The sequence below is a fragment of the Actinorhabdospora filicis genome, assembly GCF_030269765.1.
Lineage (GTDB): Bacteria > Actinomycetota > Actinomycetes > Mycobacteriales > Micromonosporaceae > Actinorhabdospora > Actinorhabdospora filicis.
On record NZ_BSTX01000001.1, the window covers coordinates 1,575,991 to 1,591,805 of the forward strand.

The window sequence follows — 15,815 nt, forward strand, 5'->3', positions numbered from 1 at the left end:
CCGACGTAGCTCGATTATCGACAGATATGTATGCAAGGTCGGAGCGCCGTTCGGCGGAGGTTTCGCTGAACGACGCTCCGGACACTGTGGACTACTTCAGCCCGTAGGAGTCGATCGTGGTCTGCTTGGCCGAATCACCGTTCGCCGCGGTGGCCGCGATCCGCACCGAGACGCTGGTCGCGCCCGCCGGGTGATTGAGCACGGCCAGGCCGGTCTCGCCGATCAGCGCGACCGGGACCTTCTTCCAGGTGGCGCCGTGGTCGTAGGACACCTCGAAGGTGAGGGTCTTCGCCTTGGTCGCACCGGGCAGGTTGTGCTCGACGCGCAGGCTCACCAGCTGCGGCAGCGCGCGGTGCGCGTAGCCGTTGGTGACGCCGGTGGCGTCCATGCGCACGGCCATGATCTCGCCCGGGGTCAGGTTGTCGCCCCCGGTGACCGCGCCGACGCTCCACTCGCCGCTGGACTTGGAGCCGATCGTCGACCACGGCACCGAGCGCGAGACCTCGCAGGCGATGCTGATGCGCCCGGGGGTCTCGGGGATGGCGAAGTTGCCGAAGCAGGGCGCGTCGACCCGCTGGAGCTCCACGCCGTCGCGGGACAGCGTCATCCAGCCGGTGGTGCCGCGGCTCGCGCCGGTCGCCGAGTCGGGCGCCGGGCTGCTGAACGGCCCGATGTTGACCGTCATGCCCTTGGGCCCGTAGGCGTAGTACGCGTCGCCGTCGGGGGCGATGGCCATGCCGATCGGCCCGCCGTTGAAGCGGACGACCTGGCGCGTGCCCGGCTTGCCGGTCCACTTGCGCAGGGTCAGCTCCGAGTCCTGGCCGTCACCGATGTAGAGCTGACGGCCCCACATGTTGGGACCCCAGTACTCCATCGCCCGCGTGCCCACGTCGAGCCAGCGGTCCGGCGAGGCCAGGTTCAGGTCGGTGAAGTCGGCGCGCGGGTAGTCCCAGGCCGTGGCGTACGCGGTGCCGCCCTGCGTCTCGTAGCGCACGTCCTCGGCCTGGAGGTCGCGGTCGGCGAAACGGAACGCGGTGTCGGCGGGGACGCCGCCGGTGCTCTTGACGTACGGGTAGTACCGGTAACCCGGCCCCGACATGATCGGGAAGAGCCGGAAGGAGTAGTTCGGGCAGGCCGAGGCCCCACCGGCGGCGTACATCGGCTGTCCATTGGAGACACGCCCGTAGAACAGGCCGGTCCACGGGTTCGGGCCGCAGGCCACGGCCATGGTCACGACCTCCAGCCGCTCGTCGGACCGGTCGGTCAGATCCACGGTGACCGGCTTCGCCGTGCGCGCGTCCCAGACCAGGGCCTGGTCGGCGGCGGTGATGGTGACGTCGGCGCTGAACATCGTCGTGCTCTGCTCGGTGTCCACCGAACCGGCGAAGGTGTAGCGCCCCGGCGCCAGCCGGATCGACTTGCCCTCGGTGCCGATGGCGTCGATGAAGCCACCGGTGTCCTTGTCCCGGTCGTACCAGGACACCGTCGTGCCGACGTAGGTCTCCCCGTCGCGGGCCGTCGGGGTCAGGTCGACCGCGTACCGCTCCGGCTCGGTGTAGCCGCTGACCGTGGTGCGGACGGTGACGCCCGGCGCGGTCGCGGTGATCGCGCCACCGTGGACACCGACGCCCGCGCCCAGCGGGTCGAAGCTCACCGTCACCGGCGCGGTCCCGTGCGCGGGAACGTCCACCGTGGACGCCACGGCGAAGGGTCCCGTGGCGGCCAGGGCGAGCGTGACCGGCGCGTCCCCGTCATTGGCGTAGGTCAGGGTGCGCGTGACCGGGCCCGGCTTCTGCGGGTACTCCTGCAAGCCGAAGTCCACACTGGACGCATTGGCGGTCACCGTGGTCGCGATCGCCGCGGCCACGTCCAGCCGCCCGGCGCCGGTCTCGAAGACACCGGTCTCCAGGCCGTGTGAGGAACCCGTCAGGGCCGCCTTCAGCCGCTCCGGACCCCAGTCGGGGTGGCGCTGCTTCAGGATCGCCGCCGCGCCCGCCACGTGCGGACTGGCCATCGAGGTACCGCTGGCGCGCATGTAGTAGTCACCGACCGGCTCCTCGGCGGGCGTACCCGCCGCGTGCGCGGCCACGATCCCGTCACCGGGCGCCACCAGCTCCGGCTTCACCGCGTAGTCACCGGACCGCGGGCCCTGGCTGGAGAACCACGACAGGGTGTCGTCGAGGGTCGTGCTGCCCACCGTCAGCGCGGACGCGGCCGCACCCGGCGTGCCGACGCTCGCCGGAGCGCCGTTGTTCCCGGCCGCGGCCACCACGAGCGTCCCGGCGGCCGTCGCCTTGTCCACCGCCCGCGACAGCGGGTCGGTGCCATCGGTGATCGCGCCGCTGATGCTCAGGTTGACCACGTCGGCGCCCTGCGCGACGGCCCATTCCAGGCCCTCGATCATCGCACTCTCCGGACAGCGCCCGCGGTAGTCGCAGACCCGGCCGACCAGCAGCTTCGCACCGGGCGCGACACCCTTGTACCGCCCCTGCGAAGCGGCACCGGAACCGGCCACTGTGGACGCCACGTGCGTCCCGTGCCCGTTCTGGTCATCGGCCTGCGGCTCGCCGTACAGGAAGTCGCGCTCGCCGGTGACCAGCCCGGCGAGGTCGGGGTGGTTGCGGTCGTAGCCGCTGTCCAGGACGGCGACGGTGATGCCGGTGCCGTCGAAACCGGCCTGCCAGGCCGTGGGCGCGCCGATCTTCGGCACGGACTTGTCGAGCTGGACCTTCGCCAGGCCGTCCAGCCAGATGTGGTCGTAGCCGGAGGCGGCGTCCCACAGGTCGGCGGCCTGGGCGGCGTCCACGGTCAGCGCCGTGGCGCCGATGCTGCGCAGCGAGGCCGCGCCGCTTCCCTTGGGGTCGAGGATGAGCGGGAGTTTCTCGCCGAAGCCGTCGCGGGCCAGGGCGGTCACGTTGAACAGGCGGCGGTCGAGACGCCCCTCGGCCAGCGCGGCCGAGGCGTCGTCCGGGACGACGTAGGTGTCGCCGCCGAGCCGGTAGCGCTTGTGGCCGACCTTCTCGCGGCCCTCGGCGGGCGTGAATCCGATCGCGCCCTCGTCGGAGACCCGGACGCGGTCGCCGGTGACGAGGGTGACGACGGTGCTCTCGGTGGTGTGCGGGTCGGTCTTCTGGACCGGGGTGTCGGCCGGTTCCGCCGCGCTCACCGGCGGCGCGAGTGCCGCGACGGCGAGCAGGGCCGCACCGATGACGGTGGGCAGTGCGCGTGATCTCACGTGGAACGCTCCTCAGTGGACTCGGTTGTTCCGATGAGGAGACGATGTAAACCGGATCTTCGGTTGCGGCGTCTAGGGATTCGGTCGGCTAGCCTGCCTCGACCCTCGACTGATCGCCCAGGAGTGACCGTGAACCGTCGGCTCGCCGTATCCGTCCTGCTGCTCGCCGCTCTGGCCGGCTGCGCGAAGGCCCAGGACGCCCCGCCGCCCACCAGCCCGCCCGCCTCCTCGTCCTCGGCGCCCGCCCCTGTGACACCCCCGCCCGGGGCCGCTTCCGGGACGCTCTACTACATGGAGACCGCCGAGCGGGACTTCACCAACGCCACGATCCACGCTGTACATGGGGACCAGGTCACCGAGACGCTCGTGCTCAAGTTCTCCGACGCGTGGCTGTCGGCGAACGTCTCTCCGGACGGCTCCCAGGTGTCGTGGGTCGCCGAGGGCGTGGGCCTGTCGATCGCCGAGAACAAGCCGGGGGCGAAGCCGCGGGTGATCTCGGCCGATGCCGACGGCATGTGCGCCGAGCCGGTGTGGCGCAATGACGGCTCGCTGCTGTACGCCGAGGGCGACAAGCTGCTGCTGCTGCCGCCCGGCGGCGGGACCGCGGTCCCGTTCGCGACCCGCACCACGTGCCACTACCGCTTCGCCGCCGACGGTTCGGCGCTGGTGGGCGGTGCCGCCGGCACCGGCACGCTGGTCGTCCTGGACAAGGACGGGAAGAACGCGCGCGAGGTGACGATCGAGATCCCCGGCCGCAATGTCATCGACATGAGCTCCGTGGGCGCGGGGGCCCGCCGGGCCTGCGTGCACACCGTCAAGGACGGCGAGCCGTCCGGTGACGTGGCGCGCAGCCTGTTCTGCGACACGATCGTGGACCTGGTCTCCGGCAAGGTCGTGCGCGACGGTCTCAACGGCGCGGTGTTCCTGGCCGACGGTTCGATGATCGTGCGGGAGAAGGGCGAGCTGATCCACCTCGACGAGTCCGGCAAGGAGCTGGACCGCGCGAAGGACCGGGGGAAGGCCGACTGGATCCTGATCGGCCGCGCCGCCTGAGACGCGGGGTGAGGGGACGTGCCCGGGCGTGGACGGGCACGTCCCCTCATGTCACCGTCGGCCGTCCGGTGAACGGCCGACGGCGTCGTTCACCGTCGATCAGCAGGCGCCCTTGTCCTCCCAGACGCCCCACTGACCGGTGGTCCCGGGCTCTTCGCCCTGGGTCCACCACTTGGCCCGCCAGTTGTGGCCTTTCCAGGAGACGAGGTTGCCGCCGTTGTACACCTTCGCCCGGTCCCACGAGGGGTTGGTGCAGTTGCCCCCGGTGGGCGGTGTGGTGGTCGGCGGTGTGGTCGTCGGTGGTGTGGTCGGCCCGGTGGTCGGTCCCGTCGGGTTGCTGGTCGGGTTGGTGGTGCCCGAGCCGCGCGGGTAGTCCGCCGACAGGGAGTAGGACTTGCCGCCGAAGGTGACCTTCCAGTTGGACGGGGTGGAGACCGGCAGCTTGTAGACGATCTTCACCGCCGCCGAGGCGCCCGGCGCGATGCTCTGCCAGCTCGGCAGCGTCAGCTTCGCGTGCTGGAAGTCGCCTTTGAGGCCACCGGTGTTGTTGTTGCCGGTATGGCCGCAGGGCCCGTTGGTGAGCGTCCAGCCCGACTGCTGCGACATGTCGCAGGGGGCGGTGCTGGCGTAGTCGAAGTCGAAGACCGCTCCACCGGGGATGGTCGTGGTGGAGTTGTTGGTGATCTTGAGTTCGGGGTTGATCGGGTAGTTGGCGTCGCCGACGGCATAGCCGCTCAGCGAGATGCCGACATTGAGCTGGTCGGCCGGAACCGCCGCGTTGGACTTGGTGTTGCCGTAGGGCCCGGCCTTGTTCAGCTTGTTGTACAGGGTCGTCACCAGGGTGTCGCCCATCTCGTACTGGCCCTTGGCGGCGTTGAAGCTGTAGTCGCCGGACAGCTCCCAGAACATCACGCCGCCGATGCCCTTGGCGGCGATGTAGTCGGCCTTGGCCGCCAGGGACTGCTCGTCCTCGGTGGACAGGTAGACCTTCTTCTGGGCGTTCCACAGCCAGGGCGAGCCCAGCGAGGAGGAGTAGTAGCGCTGGTAGTCGCCGGTCACGCGGTCGTCGGGGTCGGTGGCCGGGTCGAGGCCGTAGGCGGCCAGGTAGTCCGGTGTGATGCCCTCGTCGAGGTTCTTGGCGTGCCACATCGGGTTGGCGCCGGCCGGTTCCTCGGCTCCCTGTGTGTTCTTGTCATGCCACAGGTTGTCGATGCCGATGGCGCCGTCTCCACATGGGACGGTCGAGCCCACGTCGGGACCCGTTCCCTTGGGACACTTCGTCTGATCGGCCAGCGCCGATTCACCCCACAGCCCGTTGGTGCCGCCGGTGACGCTCTTCCACCCGCGTGTGTAGAACGGGACGCCGAGGTTGATGCGCCCGGCCGGCATGGAGCCGCGGAAGTAGTGGTACGCCCAGTCGGTGTTCAGGTAGCCCTGGCCGTACGTGGAGTACATGTTCCAGTTCTTCATCTCCGAGTCGGTGCCGTCGTCGTAGAGGGCCGCGTTGGGCCCGACGAACTTGTTCCAGGCGCCGTGGAGGTCGTAGGTCATCACGTTGGCGTAGTCGAGGTACTGGGTGACCTGGTAGGACTCGCTGCCGCGCAGGATCCACCCGGAGGCCGAGACGGCCGCGGTGAGCAGGTAGTACTTGCCGTCGGCGGCCGAGGCCGCGTTCAGCTTCTCCCGCAGCGTGCGCATGAGGTTGACGTAGCCGGTCATCAGCCGGGCGCGACGCGGTTCGGAGACGGTGAAGTCGAGCGGGTTGCCCGCCTTGGGCGCGCTGGTGGCGTACTCGTAGTCGATGTCGACACCGTTGAAGCCGTACTGCCGGATGAACGCGACCGCGGAGTCGGCGAAGGTGTTGATCTTGTTCTGGTCGTCGGCGAGGGTGTAGAAGCCGCCGTCATTGACCCGGACGCCCTGGTCGTTGAAGTAACCGCCGGTCTCGGCCCAGCCGCCGACCGAGATCATCGTCTTCACGTTGGGGTAGGTCTTCTTGTACTTGTTCAGCAGGTTGAAGTGGCCCTTGTAGGGCAGGCTCGGGTCCATCTCCGCGCCGGGGACGCCGGGCCACTCCATGCCGATGGAGGGGTTGTTCGGGCCCGCGTTGCCGACCGAGACCTTGTTACTGCCGTCGACGTGCGCGAAGGCGTAGTTCAGGTGGGTGACCTTGCCCCAGGGGATGTTCGGGACGAGGTACTTCGGGGTTCCGTCGGAGCCGTTGCGCCAGGACGCGAAGTAGCCGATGACGCGGCGGTCGTTGCCGCCCATCTTCTCGCGGCCGGCGTTGTCGTAGGCGTTGCAGTACGGGACGCTCACGTTGGCCTGGAGGTAGAGCCCGTCCGGGCGGCAGGCGGCGTGGTCCTCGGCCGACTGCGCGATGGCGGGGATCAGGACGCCCATCGCCAACGTCAGCGCGGCCACCACCGCGCCGACGGCTAACGGCAGAGGGCGAAATCGGTGCCGGGGTTGCATGTTGTCTCCCAGATGTAGGGCCTGCCAAGGGGATAAGACAGGAACCTTAATGATTTGCCGTGTTTACAGTTTGCGGCACTGTGCGACCGGCCGCAAGAACTTCTCTTAACTGATCAGAACCGCCCGGTGACCTTCCCGAAACGCTTAATCGGACGTGTTGCCGACAGTGAGGACGACACGACACGGGCGGCCCGATAGGTAGATAAGAGAGGAGAGTGGTGCACAAGCGCCCACTCCACTCTTATCCGCCCGGGCGAGAGGCGCCCGGCGGCGACCGGACGGCGATGCCGTGGCCGGCGGGCGTGCCGGGCCCGCCGGCCCGTTCGCCGGGCCGGCGACACCCCCAGTCCACCTCTTCACCCCCGCCTTTTCACCCCTCCCCCGCCCCCTCCCGACGAAGCCGCCATCCGGCGGCCGCACCCCCTCCGACCTGCGGCGCGTCCTCCCGGCGCGAGCGCTTTGGACGGGGCACGACGGGGCACCGCCCGTCCCCCGGGATCCACCGATGTGACCTGCGATACGAAACGGTGCCGTATCGGATTCCCGGGCGTAGGTTCAGACGGAGTCAATTACGAGTCATCCCCGTATCGAATCCTGAGGGAGCACCAATGTCACGCGACGCCTCAGCGCCGCCCTCTCCGGCCGAAGCCCCCATGGGCGGCCACCCCCGCCGCTGGGCCATCCTCGGCGTCCTCGTCGTCAGCCTGCTGGTCGTCGTCCTCGACAACACCGTGCTGAACGTGGCCATGAAGACCATCGCCGACCCGGACGCGGGCATCGGCGCCAGCCAGAGTGAGCTGGCCTGGTCGATCAACTCCTACACCCTTGTCTTCGCCGGCCTGCTGTTCACCTTCGGTGTCCTGGGCGACCGCATCGGCCGCCGCATCATGCTGGTGGGCGGCATGGTGGTCTTCGGTTTGACCTCGCTGGCCTCCGCCTTCGCCGACACCCCGACCCAGCTGATCTGGTTCCGGGCGGGCATGGGCATCGGCGCGGCGGCGATCCTGCCGGCCACCTTGTCGATCATCTCCAACGTCTTCGACCCGCGGGAGCGCGGCAAGGCCATCGGCCTGTGGGCGGGTGCCGTCGGTCTCGGCGCGGCCATCGGGCCGGTGCTGGGCGGGTTCCTGCTGGAGCACTTCTGGTGGGGCTCGGTCTTCCTGATCAACGTCCCCGTGGTCGTCATCGGCATCATCGCGATCTTCATGCTGGTCCCGGAGTCGAAGGACCCGAAGCCCGCCAAGCTCGACGTGGTCGGCGTGCTGCTGTCCATCATCGGCCTGACGCTGCTGACCTACGGCATCATCGAGGGCGGCGACAGCGGCGACTGGGGCCAGCTCAAGGTGTGGGGCACCCTCGCCGGTTCGGTGGTCGTGCTGGTGGCCTTCGTGCTCTACGAGCGCAAGATCCCCAACCCCGCGCTGGACGTGACGCTGTTCCGCAACCGCATGTTCGCCGGCGCCACCGGCACCATCGGCCTGGTGTTCTTCGCGGCCATGGGCCTGATGTTCTTCTTCGCCTTCTACCTCCAGGCGGTCCGCCAGCTCAGCCCGATCCAGACCGGTCTGCTGTTCGTCCCGTTCGCGGCTGCGCAGCTGATCTTCGCCCCGCGCTCGGCGGCGATGGTCAAGAAGTACGGCGCGCGCGCGGTGTCCTCGGTCGGCATGCTGATCGTCACCGCCAGCTTCCTGGTGTACTTCACCTTCGGCACCGACACGCCCATGTGGCTGGTCGCGGTGATGTTCTTCGTGCAGGGCGCGGGCATGGCCAACGTGATGCCCCCGGCCACCGAGGCCGTGCAGGCGTCGGTCCCGCGGGAGAAGGCCGGTGTGGGTTCGGCGGTGTCGAACACCATCCGCCAGGTCGGCGGCGCGCTCGGTGTCGCGGTGCTCGGCTCGGTCCTCTCGCAGATCTACCGCGACAAGATCGGCCCGACCCTGGACTCCGTGCCGAACCTCTCGGCGGAGGCCCACGAGGCCGCGTCCAGCTCGATCATGGGCACCTACGGCGTGGTCGAGCACTCCGGCGGCGCGGCCGACGCGCTGATCGCGCCCGCCAACGACGCCTTCATCTCCGCCATGCACACCACGACCCTGGCCGCCGCGGTCATCGCCTTCATCGGCGTGATCGTGAGCTGGACCCTGCTGCCGGGAAAGCGCGGCGGGGGCTCCCAGGCGGAGGCCCCGGCCGCCGAGCCGGTGCTCATGGAAGCCTAGGGGGATGAGCAATACGACCGACGCCGGGGTTTCACGGCCTCCAGGGAGGCCGCGCGACCCCGGCGTCGCCGGAGCCATCACCGACGCCGTCCTCAAGATGCTCGCCGAGGGCGGATCCATCGAGGCGCTGTCCATCGAGGCGGTCGCCTCGCGCGCGGGAGTGGGCAAGGCGACGATCTACCGGCGCTGGCCGGGCAAGGAAGAGCTGGTCATGGACGCCATCGCGTCCCTGAAGGGCAAGCTCGTCGAGCCCGACACCGGGTCGGTGCGCGAGGACCTGCTCCAGCTCCTGCGGTCCATGGCGGTGTCGAAGGACATCGACCAGGACGCCCGGATCGTGCCCTGCATCGCGCTGGAGATGCGCCGCAACCCCAAGTTCCGCGCCCTGCACGAGCAGGTGGTGGAGAAGCGGCGCGAGATCTCCCGCTCGGTCCTGCGCCGGGGCGTCGCCACCGGCCAGCTGCGCGAGGACCTCGACGTCGACGTGGCCATGTCGATGCTGTCGAGCCCGATGCTCATGAACAAGCTCTACGGTCCCAACCCGCGCATCGACGGCGAGACCTTCGCCGAGCGGGTCGTGGACACGCTGCTGGCCGGGATCAGCGGGCCGAAGGCGGACTGAGGGCGGCGGGGTCACACCCCGCCGCCGTTCGTCATGGGTAGAGCGCCTGTTCGAAGGCCGTCGATCTAGGCCCCGATCACTGCTAGTGTGCGGGAATGGCCGACGCGTACGGTATCCACCGCCGGGCCGTGACCCGGCTCGGCGACGCCCTCGCCGCCCTCCCGCCCGACGCCCCTCTGCGCCTGGCCAAACAGAGTTCCAACCTGTTCAGATTCGGCGCGCGCGACACCGCCCCCGGACTGCCGACGATGGGCCTCGACCGGGTCATCCGGATCGATCCCGAGGCGCGGACGGCCGAGGTCGGCGGGCTCATCACCTACGACGCCCTCGTCGCCGCGACCCTCCCCCACGGGCTCATGCCGAAGGTCGTCCCGCAGCTCAAGACCATCACCCTCGGCGGCGCCGTCGCCGGGCTCGGCATCGAGTCGGCGTCCTTCCGCAACGGCCTCCCCCACGAGTCGGTGCGCGAGATGGACGTCCTGACCGGCGCCGGTGAGCTGGTCACCGTCGTCCCCGGCGGCGAGCACGACGCCCTGTGGCGCGGGCTGCCCAACTCCTACGGCACCCTCGGTTACGCGTTGCGGCTGGTCATCGACCTGGAGCCGGTCAAGCCCTTCGTGACCGTGCGGCACCTGCGCTTCGATGACGCCGCGTCCTGCTTCAAGACGATGGACGAGCTGACGCGCACCCGCGTCCACGAGGGGCACTCGGTGGACTTCCTGGACGGCGTGGTCTTCTCGCCGGAGGAGATGTACCTGTCGGTGGGCACGTTCGCCGACGAGGCGCCCTACGCGTCCGACTACACGGGCATGGGCGTCTACTACAAGTCGCTGCGGACGCGCACGATCGACCACCTGCGGGTCGGCGACTACCTGTGGCGCTGGGACACCGACTGGTTCTGGTGCTCGGCGGCCTTCGGGGTCCAGAACCCGGCGGTGCGGGCGCTGTGGCCCAAGCGGCTGCGGCGTTCGGACGTGTACCGCCGGCTGGTCGCCCTCGACCGGCGGCACGGGCTGACGGCGAGGCTGGGCGCGATGCGCGGGCAGCGCGCCGAGCTGGTCGTCCAGGACGTCGAGCTGCCCATCGAGCGGGCCGCGGAGTTCCTGGCGGACTTCTGCGCCGAGGTGCCGATCCGGCCGATCTGGCTGTGCCCGCTGGCCCTGTCCGATTCCGCGCAGTGGCCGCTGTACCCGCTGGCACCGGGCCGGATGTACGTGAACTTCGGCTTCTGGGCGACCGCGCCGCTGGCGCCGGGCCAGTCGCCGGACCACCACAACCTCTTCGTGGAGCGGCTCGTCGACGATCTCGGCGGGCACAAATCGCTCTACTCCACGGTTCATTACGACCGTGACGCGTTCTGGCGCCACTACAACGGCGAGGCGTACCGGGGACTGAAGGACCGCTACGACCCGCGCGGGCGTTTCCCCGATCTCTATCGGAAGGTGACCGGTGACCATACGACTGTCTGATGTGTACGAACAGCTCGTCGGGCCCGACGTGCCCGTGGCCTTCCAGGGCTACGACGGCAGCCACGCCGGGCCCTCCGACGCGGTGGCCACGATCGTCATACGCGAGCCCATCGCGCTGAACTACCTGGCCACCGGCCTCAAAGGCGGCATCGGGCTGGCGCGCGCCTACGTGACCGGGGCCATCGACGTGACCGGCGACCTGTACTCGGGGCTGCGGGCCCTGTGGACGCGGGTGCCGTCGGTGTCGAAGGCGCAGGCCATCGCGATCTTCTCCAAGCTGGGCGGGCTGAAGCTGCTCAAGCGCCCGCCGCTGCCGCCGGGCGAGGCGCGGCTGTCCGGCCGGACGCACTCCCGGCAGCGCGACGCCGCCGCCATCGCCCACCACTACGACGTCTCGAACGCGTTCTACGAGCTGATCCTGGGCCCGTCCATGGCCTACACGTGCGCGGTGTACCCGACCGAGGTCGCCACGCTGGAGCAGGCGCAGTTCGAGAAGCACGACCTGGTGGCCCGCAAGCTCGGCCTGAAGTCCGGGATGCGGCTGCTGGACGTCGGCTGCGGCTGGGGCGGGATGGTCATGCACGCCGCGCGCGAGTACGGCGTGAAGGCCCTGGGCGTGACGCTGTCGAAGCAGCAGGCGACCTGGGCGCAGGAGAAGATCAAGTCCGAGGGCCTGGAGGACCTGGCCGAGGTCCGCTTCATGGACTACCGCGACGCCGCCGAGACCGACTTCGACGCGATCAGCTCCATCGGCCTGACCGAGCACATCGGACGGGCGCAGCAGGCGTCCTACTTCCGCTCGCTCTACGACAAGCTCAAGCCGGGCGGGCGGCTGCTGAACCACACCATCACCCACCCGCACGGCAACTTCCCGCCGAACGAGCGCGGCGGGTTCATCACCCGCTACATCTTCCCCGACGGCGAGCTGTCGGGCCCGGGCGTGCTGATGTCGCACATCCACGACGTGGGCTTCGAGGTCCGGCACTCGGAGAACCTGCGCGAGCACTACGCGATGACGCTGCGGGCGTGGTGGGCGAACCTGAAGGCGAACTGGGAGGCCGCGGTCGCCGAGGTCGGCGAGCAGACCGCGCGCGCCTGGCTGCTGTACCTGGTCGGTTCGCAGCTGGGCTTCGAGACCAACGGCATCGAGCTGCACCAGTTCCTGGCGGTGCGGCTGGACGACGACGCCGACGCGCACATGCCGCTGCGGCCGAACTGGGGGAGCTGAGACGCGGCGTGGGGCCCGCCGCCCTGGCGGGGTGGCGGGTCCCACGCACCTAGAAGGGCGGCGATCGGCGCGGAGCCGATGAGGCACGGCGGGGCGGTACGTCGGCCTCGCCGATGATGCCGCTTGAGAGGCGGCGGACCAGCAGAGTCGCGCCGATGCCGGCGGCGAACGCCATGGTGAGCATCGCCGGCCCGCGGTCCCGGCGGCCCTTCTCTCGCGCTCCCGGCCCGCGCGGCCATCCCCGGCACGTCCGGCATCGCCGTGAGCGCACCCATCGCGCGTCGCTCCGGCGCTTCACGCGCATCCCGCGCCGCGTCCACGCCGGGCGCGAAGACCGTCCGCACGACTCGGCGGGCGATGTGACCGGTGATCCCTTCGCCGCCGAGGTCGGCGCCCGCCCCTTGTCCCATATGGACGGGCCGGGGCGCGCGTCCGCACGCGGCGGGCGATGTCCGGCCGGGCATTCACGGCGATAGATGATCAAGGTTTCGCGTTTCCGTCGGTCCCAGCGGTGATGGCGTCGTCACCGCGTGCCATCATGTGACATCACCGTCAAATCCACCAAAAGACTCACGGACTGACATGTCTAACTTTTTCGATTCGGACCTCCAGAGCACGGAGTTCTCCGTCGCCATGCGTGGTTACGACCGGGCCCAGGTCGACGCCTACGCGCAGAAGATCCTCGCCGCCATGAAGACCGCCAAGCAGCACCGCGCCGACGCCGAGCGCCGCCTCGACGACGTCCGCACCAAGCTGCGCCGCACCGAGGAGCGCATCGCGGGCCTGGAGCGGCGTCTCGCCGACTCCGACGCCGCGATCGCCGAGAACGAGCGCCCGACCCTGGCCGGTCTCGGCGCCCGGGTGGAGAAGCTGCTGCGCGCGGCCGAACTGGAGGCCGACGAGCAGCGCGAGGACGCCCGCCGCCAGGCCGCCGACATCCGCGCCAAGGCCCTCGCCGAGGCCTCCTCGACGGCCGAGTCCGCCCGCATCGAAGCCCATTCGGTGACCACCTCGGCGTCCCGCGACGCCGCCGACATCCGCGGCGCCGCAGCCCAGGAGGCCGAGGAGCTGCGCACCAACGCCCGCCGCGACCACGACCTGAAACGCGCCGACGTCACCCGCGAGACCGAGCAGCTGCGCGCGGTCGCCCACAGCGAGGCCGCCGAGGCGAAGTCCTCCGCCGAACGCGAGGTCGCCATGCAGCGCGCCGTCGCCGACCGCGAGGTCACCCAGCTGCGCGCCGGGGTCGCCCGCGAGGTCGACGAGCAGCACGCCCAGGCGTCGTCGATCCTGGCGGAGGCCGCCGACAAGCGCCAGACCGAGATGCAGGAGCTCTCGCTGGCACTGGCCGAGAAGCGCGAGCGCGCCGAACGCGACGAGTCGGCCCGCCACGCCCAGGCCATGAACTCCGCCACCCACCTCGTGGAAGAGGCCGAGCAGCGCTCCTTCCTCGCCGAGCAGCGCGCCCGGGAGTCGGAGAACCGCGCCCAGGAACGCATGAGCGACGCCGACCGCCGCGCCGCCGACACCGTCGCCCGCGCCGAGGCCTCCGCCGCGCAGCTGCGCCAGGAGGCCGAGTCGGAGTCCGCCCGCATCCGCTCGCTGGCCGAGTCCGAGGCCCAGGGCATGGTCAACCCGCTCAAGGAGGAGCTCGACGCGCTCACCGCCCGCCGCGACTCCGTCACCGCCCACCTCGGCGAGCTCCAGCGCCAGCTCGGCACCGTCGCGAGCCCGCTGCGCGACCTGATGGGCGATGCCGGGATGTCGATCAACCGGCAGCGCGAGCCCTACGAGTCGGACCGCCCGACCCAGCAGATCCCGGCCGTGCGGACCGGGGACTGAGAGAACCGCTCACGTGATGGCGAAGGCCCCGGACCGCTCGGTCCGGGGCCTTCGCTCATGTGTGCGCGGGCGTGACGCGTCCTCTGCGCCACAGCCAGACCGGCACGCTCACCGCCAGGGCGAGGGCGACGCCGATGAGGGTCCCGATGGAGTTGTTCAGCACGTCGCCGACGGTGGCGGCGCGGTAGGTCATGCTCTGGACGGTCTCGATCGCCACGCTCAGGCCCACCCCCGCGACGGCGGTGAGCGCGAAGCGGCGGCTCCACATGGCCGCGAAGAACGCGAAGGGCATGTACAGCAGGACGTTGGCCATGCCCTCGGCCGAGTGGAGCCCGTAGGTCCGCCACATCTCGTAGGCCGAGGGGTCGAACAGGCGCGTCCAGAAGCCCTCGGCGTTCGTGCGGGGCGCGTCCAGGCCCGACAGGCCGTCCACCGGGATCGTCAGCGCGAGGATCGCGGTCAGGCCGAGGACCGCCCCGATCGCCCAGGGCCTGCGGCGTCCCCAGATCCCGGCCGCGACGGCCAGCGCGAGCCCGCCGAGCACGATCGCGGTGACCCCCGGCTTGCCCAGCACGTAGATCGCCCCCGACACCACTCCGTCGGCGTCCTCCCTGGTCATGATCGCTCCCTCCGTCCGGTGGCGGACGGTACGCGTCGATCATGAGAGGACGATGAGTCTCAGAGCCAGCCCTGCCTGGCGGCCTGCATCCCGGCCTGGAAGCGGGTGGTGGCGCCCAGGCGGGCCAGGAGCGCGCTGATGCGGCGGCGGGCGGTGTGGACGTGCACGTCGAGCTGGCGGGCGATGGCCTCGTCCTTGAGCCCGGACGCCAGCAGCGCCAGCAGCGCGCGGTCCTCCTCGCCCGGCGCCGAGGGCGTCCCGCCGAGCGGCATCGCCGCGTCCCACACCGCCTCGAAGAGCGGCACGAGCGCGTTGGCGAGCAGCCCGTCGTGGAGGACGAGGGCGTGCTCTCCGGCGTCGACGGCCGCCGAGGGCGGCAGGAGCGCCGTCGACCGGTCGGCGACGATGAGCTTGACGGGGACAGCGGGCGCCACCCGCACCTCCAGCCCGAGCTCGACGAGCTCGCTGACGGCCGCCATCCGCCCGGGCAGGTCGAGCGCCTCCTGCGCGATCACCCGGCGCATGCGCACCCCGCGTTTGAGCGCCAGCCCGAAGTCGGAGTCGGCGGCGCTGGAGAAGGGCTCGCAGTTCTCCACGACGGCCACCGCGAGCTGCGCGTAGGGCGGCGCGTCCAGGATGAGCAGCTCCTCCCGGACGGTCGCCACGAGCCCACCGGCGCGCAGGGCGACCTCGTCGCGGCCGGTGACGAGCTCGACGCCGTCCACCGGCAGCGTCCCGGGCGCGGCGGCCAGGAACGCCGAGGCGAGCCCGTCGAGGTCGGCCGACTCCAGGGCGGCGCGCTGTTCGTGCAGCCCGGCGAGGCGGCGGTGCAGGAGGGCGCGCAGGGCGATGGACGGCGGGACGGGCCCGCGTTCGGTGAGGAAGCCCGCGGCGGCCAGCCGGGACAGCGCGAAGGCGTCGCCGTCCGGGACGGCGCCCGCGCGCAGGGCCTCGCGGTACAGTGCGGCTTCGGTGGCGTCGAGTCCGGCCCAGTTCGCGAGATCGTTCACGCGCAAGAGTCTGCGCTTTCGATCAATCGCACACAAGTCTTCATGT

General features: G+C 70.7%; 10 protein-coding genes. 6 read left to right on the top strand and 4 right to left on the bottom strand.

What is annotated here, in order from left to right; genetic code table 11:
- Nucleotides 1-91 precede the first annotated feature (91 nt).
- Nucleotides 92-3,235 (bottom strand): S8 family serine peptidase, encoded by a 3,144-nt coding sequence (locus tag QSK10_RS07225; RefSeq protein WP_285661823.1) that lies wholly within the window; start codon nucleotides 3,233-3,235, stop codon nucleotides 92-94.
- A 129-nt stretch (nucleotides 3,236-3,364) separates the two neighbouring features.
- On the opposite strand from QSK10_RS07225, the gene QSK10_RS07230 reads away from it, so the two are divergent.
- Nucleotides 3,365-4,288, top strand: coding sequence for a TolB-like translocation protein (locus tag QSK10_RS07230; protein WP_285661824.1), 924 nt, complete (start codon nucleotides 3,365-3,367; stop codon nucleotides 4,286-4,288).
- Nucleotides 4,289-4,387: 99 nt separating this feature from the next.
- On the opposite strand, the gene QSK10_RS07235 is transcribed toward QSK10_RS07230, so the two are convergent.
- Nucleotides 4,388-6,763, bottom strand: coding sequence for a chitinase C-terminal domain-containing protein (locus tag QSK10_RS07235; protein ID WP_285661825.1), 2,376 nt, complete (start codon nucleotides 6,761-6,763; stop codon nucleotides 4,388-4,390).
- A 608-nt stretch (nucleotides 6,764-7,371) separates the two neighbouring features.
- Between QSK10_RS07235 and QSK10_RS07240 the strand changes: the two genes are divergently transcribed.
- From QSK10_RS07240 to QSK10_RS07260, 5 genes are all read left to right on the top strand, one after another.
- The gene (locus QSK10_RS07240) at nucleotides 7,372-8,979 is read left to right on the top strand and encodes an MFS transporter (protein ID WP_285661826.1); all 1,608 of its coding nucleotides are present in this window, start codon (nucleotides 7,372-7,374) and stop codon (nucleotides 8,977-8,979) included.
- A gap of 4 nt (nucleotides 8,980-8,983) precedes the next feature.
- Entirely contained in the window at nucleotides 8,984-9,601 is a 618-nt protein-coding gene (locus QSK10_RS07245; protein WP_285661827.1) for a TetR/AcrR family transcriptional regulator, read from the top strand.
- Between the two features lie 95 nt (nucleotides 9,602-9,696).
- Nucleotides 9,697-11,070, top strand: a complete 1,374-nt coding sequence (locus QSK10_RS07250; RefSeq protein WP_285661828.1) for an FAD-binding oxidoreductase — start codon at nucleotides 9,697-9,699, stop codon at nucleotides 11,068-11,070.
- Complete coding sequence (locus QSK10_RS07255) at nucleotides 11,051-12,298, top strand: SAM-dependent methyltransferase (protein ID WP_285661829.1); 1,248 nt, start codon at nucleotides 11,051-11,053, stop codon at nucleotides 12,296-12,298. Before QSK10_RS07250 ends, QSK10_RS07255 begins: the two co-directional genes overlap by 20 nt.
- A gap of 582 nt (nucleotides 12,299-12,880) precedes the next feature.
- Nucleotides 12,881-14,140: a DivIVA domain-containing protein gene (locus QSK10_RS07260; RefSeq protein ID WP_285661830.1), complete on the top strand. Its 1,260-nt coding sequence runs from the start codon at nucleotides 12,881-12,883 to the stop codon at nucleotides 14,138-14,140.
- Between the two features lie 55 nt (nucleotides 14,141-14,195).
- Here the strand turns inward: QSK10_RS07260 and QSK10_RS07265 are convergent, their stop codons facing one another.
- Both QSK10_RS07265 and QSK10_RS07270 read right to left on the bottom strand, forming a co-directional pair.
- The gene (locus tag QSK10_RS07265; RefSeq protein ID WP_285661831.1) at nucleotides 14,196-14,759 is read right to left on the bottom strand and encodes a VanZ family protein; all 564 of its coding nucleotides are present in this window, start codon (nucleotides 14,757-14,759) and stop codon (nucleotides 14,196-14,198) included.
- 59 nt (nucleotides 14,760-14,818) lie between these two features.
- A complete protein-coding gene (locus QSK10_RS07270; RefSeq protein ID WP_285661832.1) occupies nucleotides 14,819-15,769 on the bottom strand; it encodes a helix-turn-helix domain-containing protein in 951 nt (316 codons plus the stop codon).
- Nucleotides 15,770-15,815: the final 46 nt, after the last annotated feature.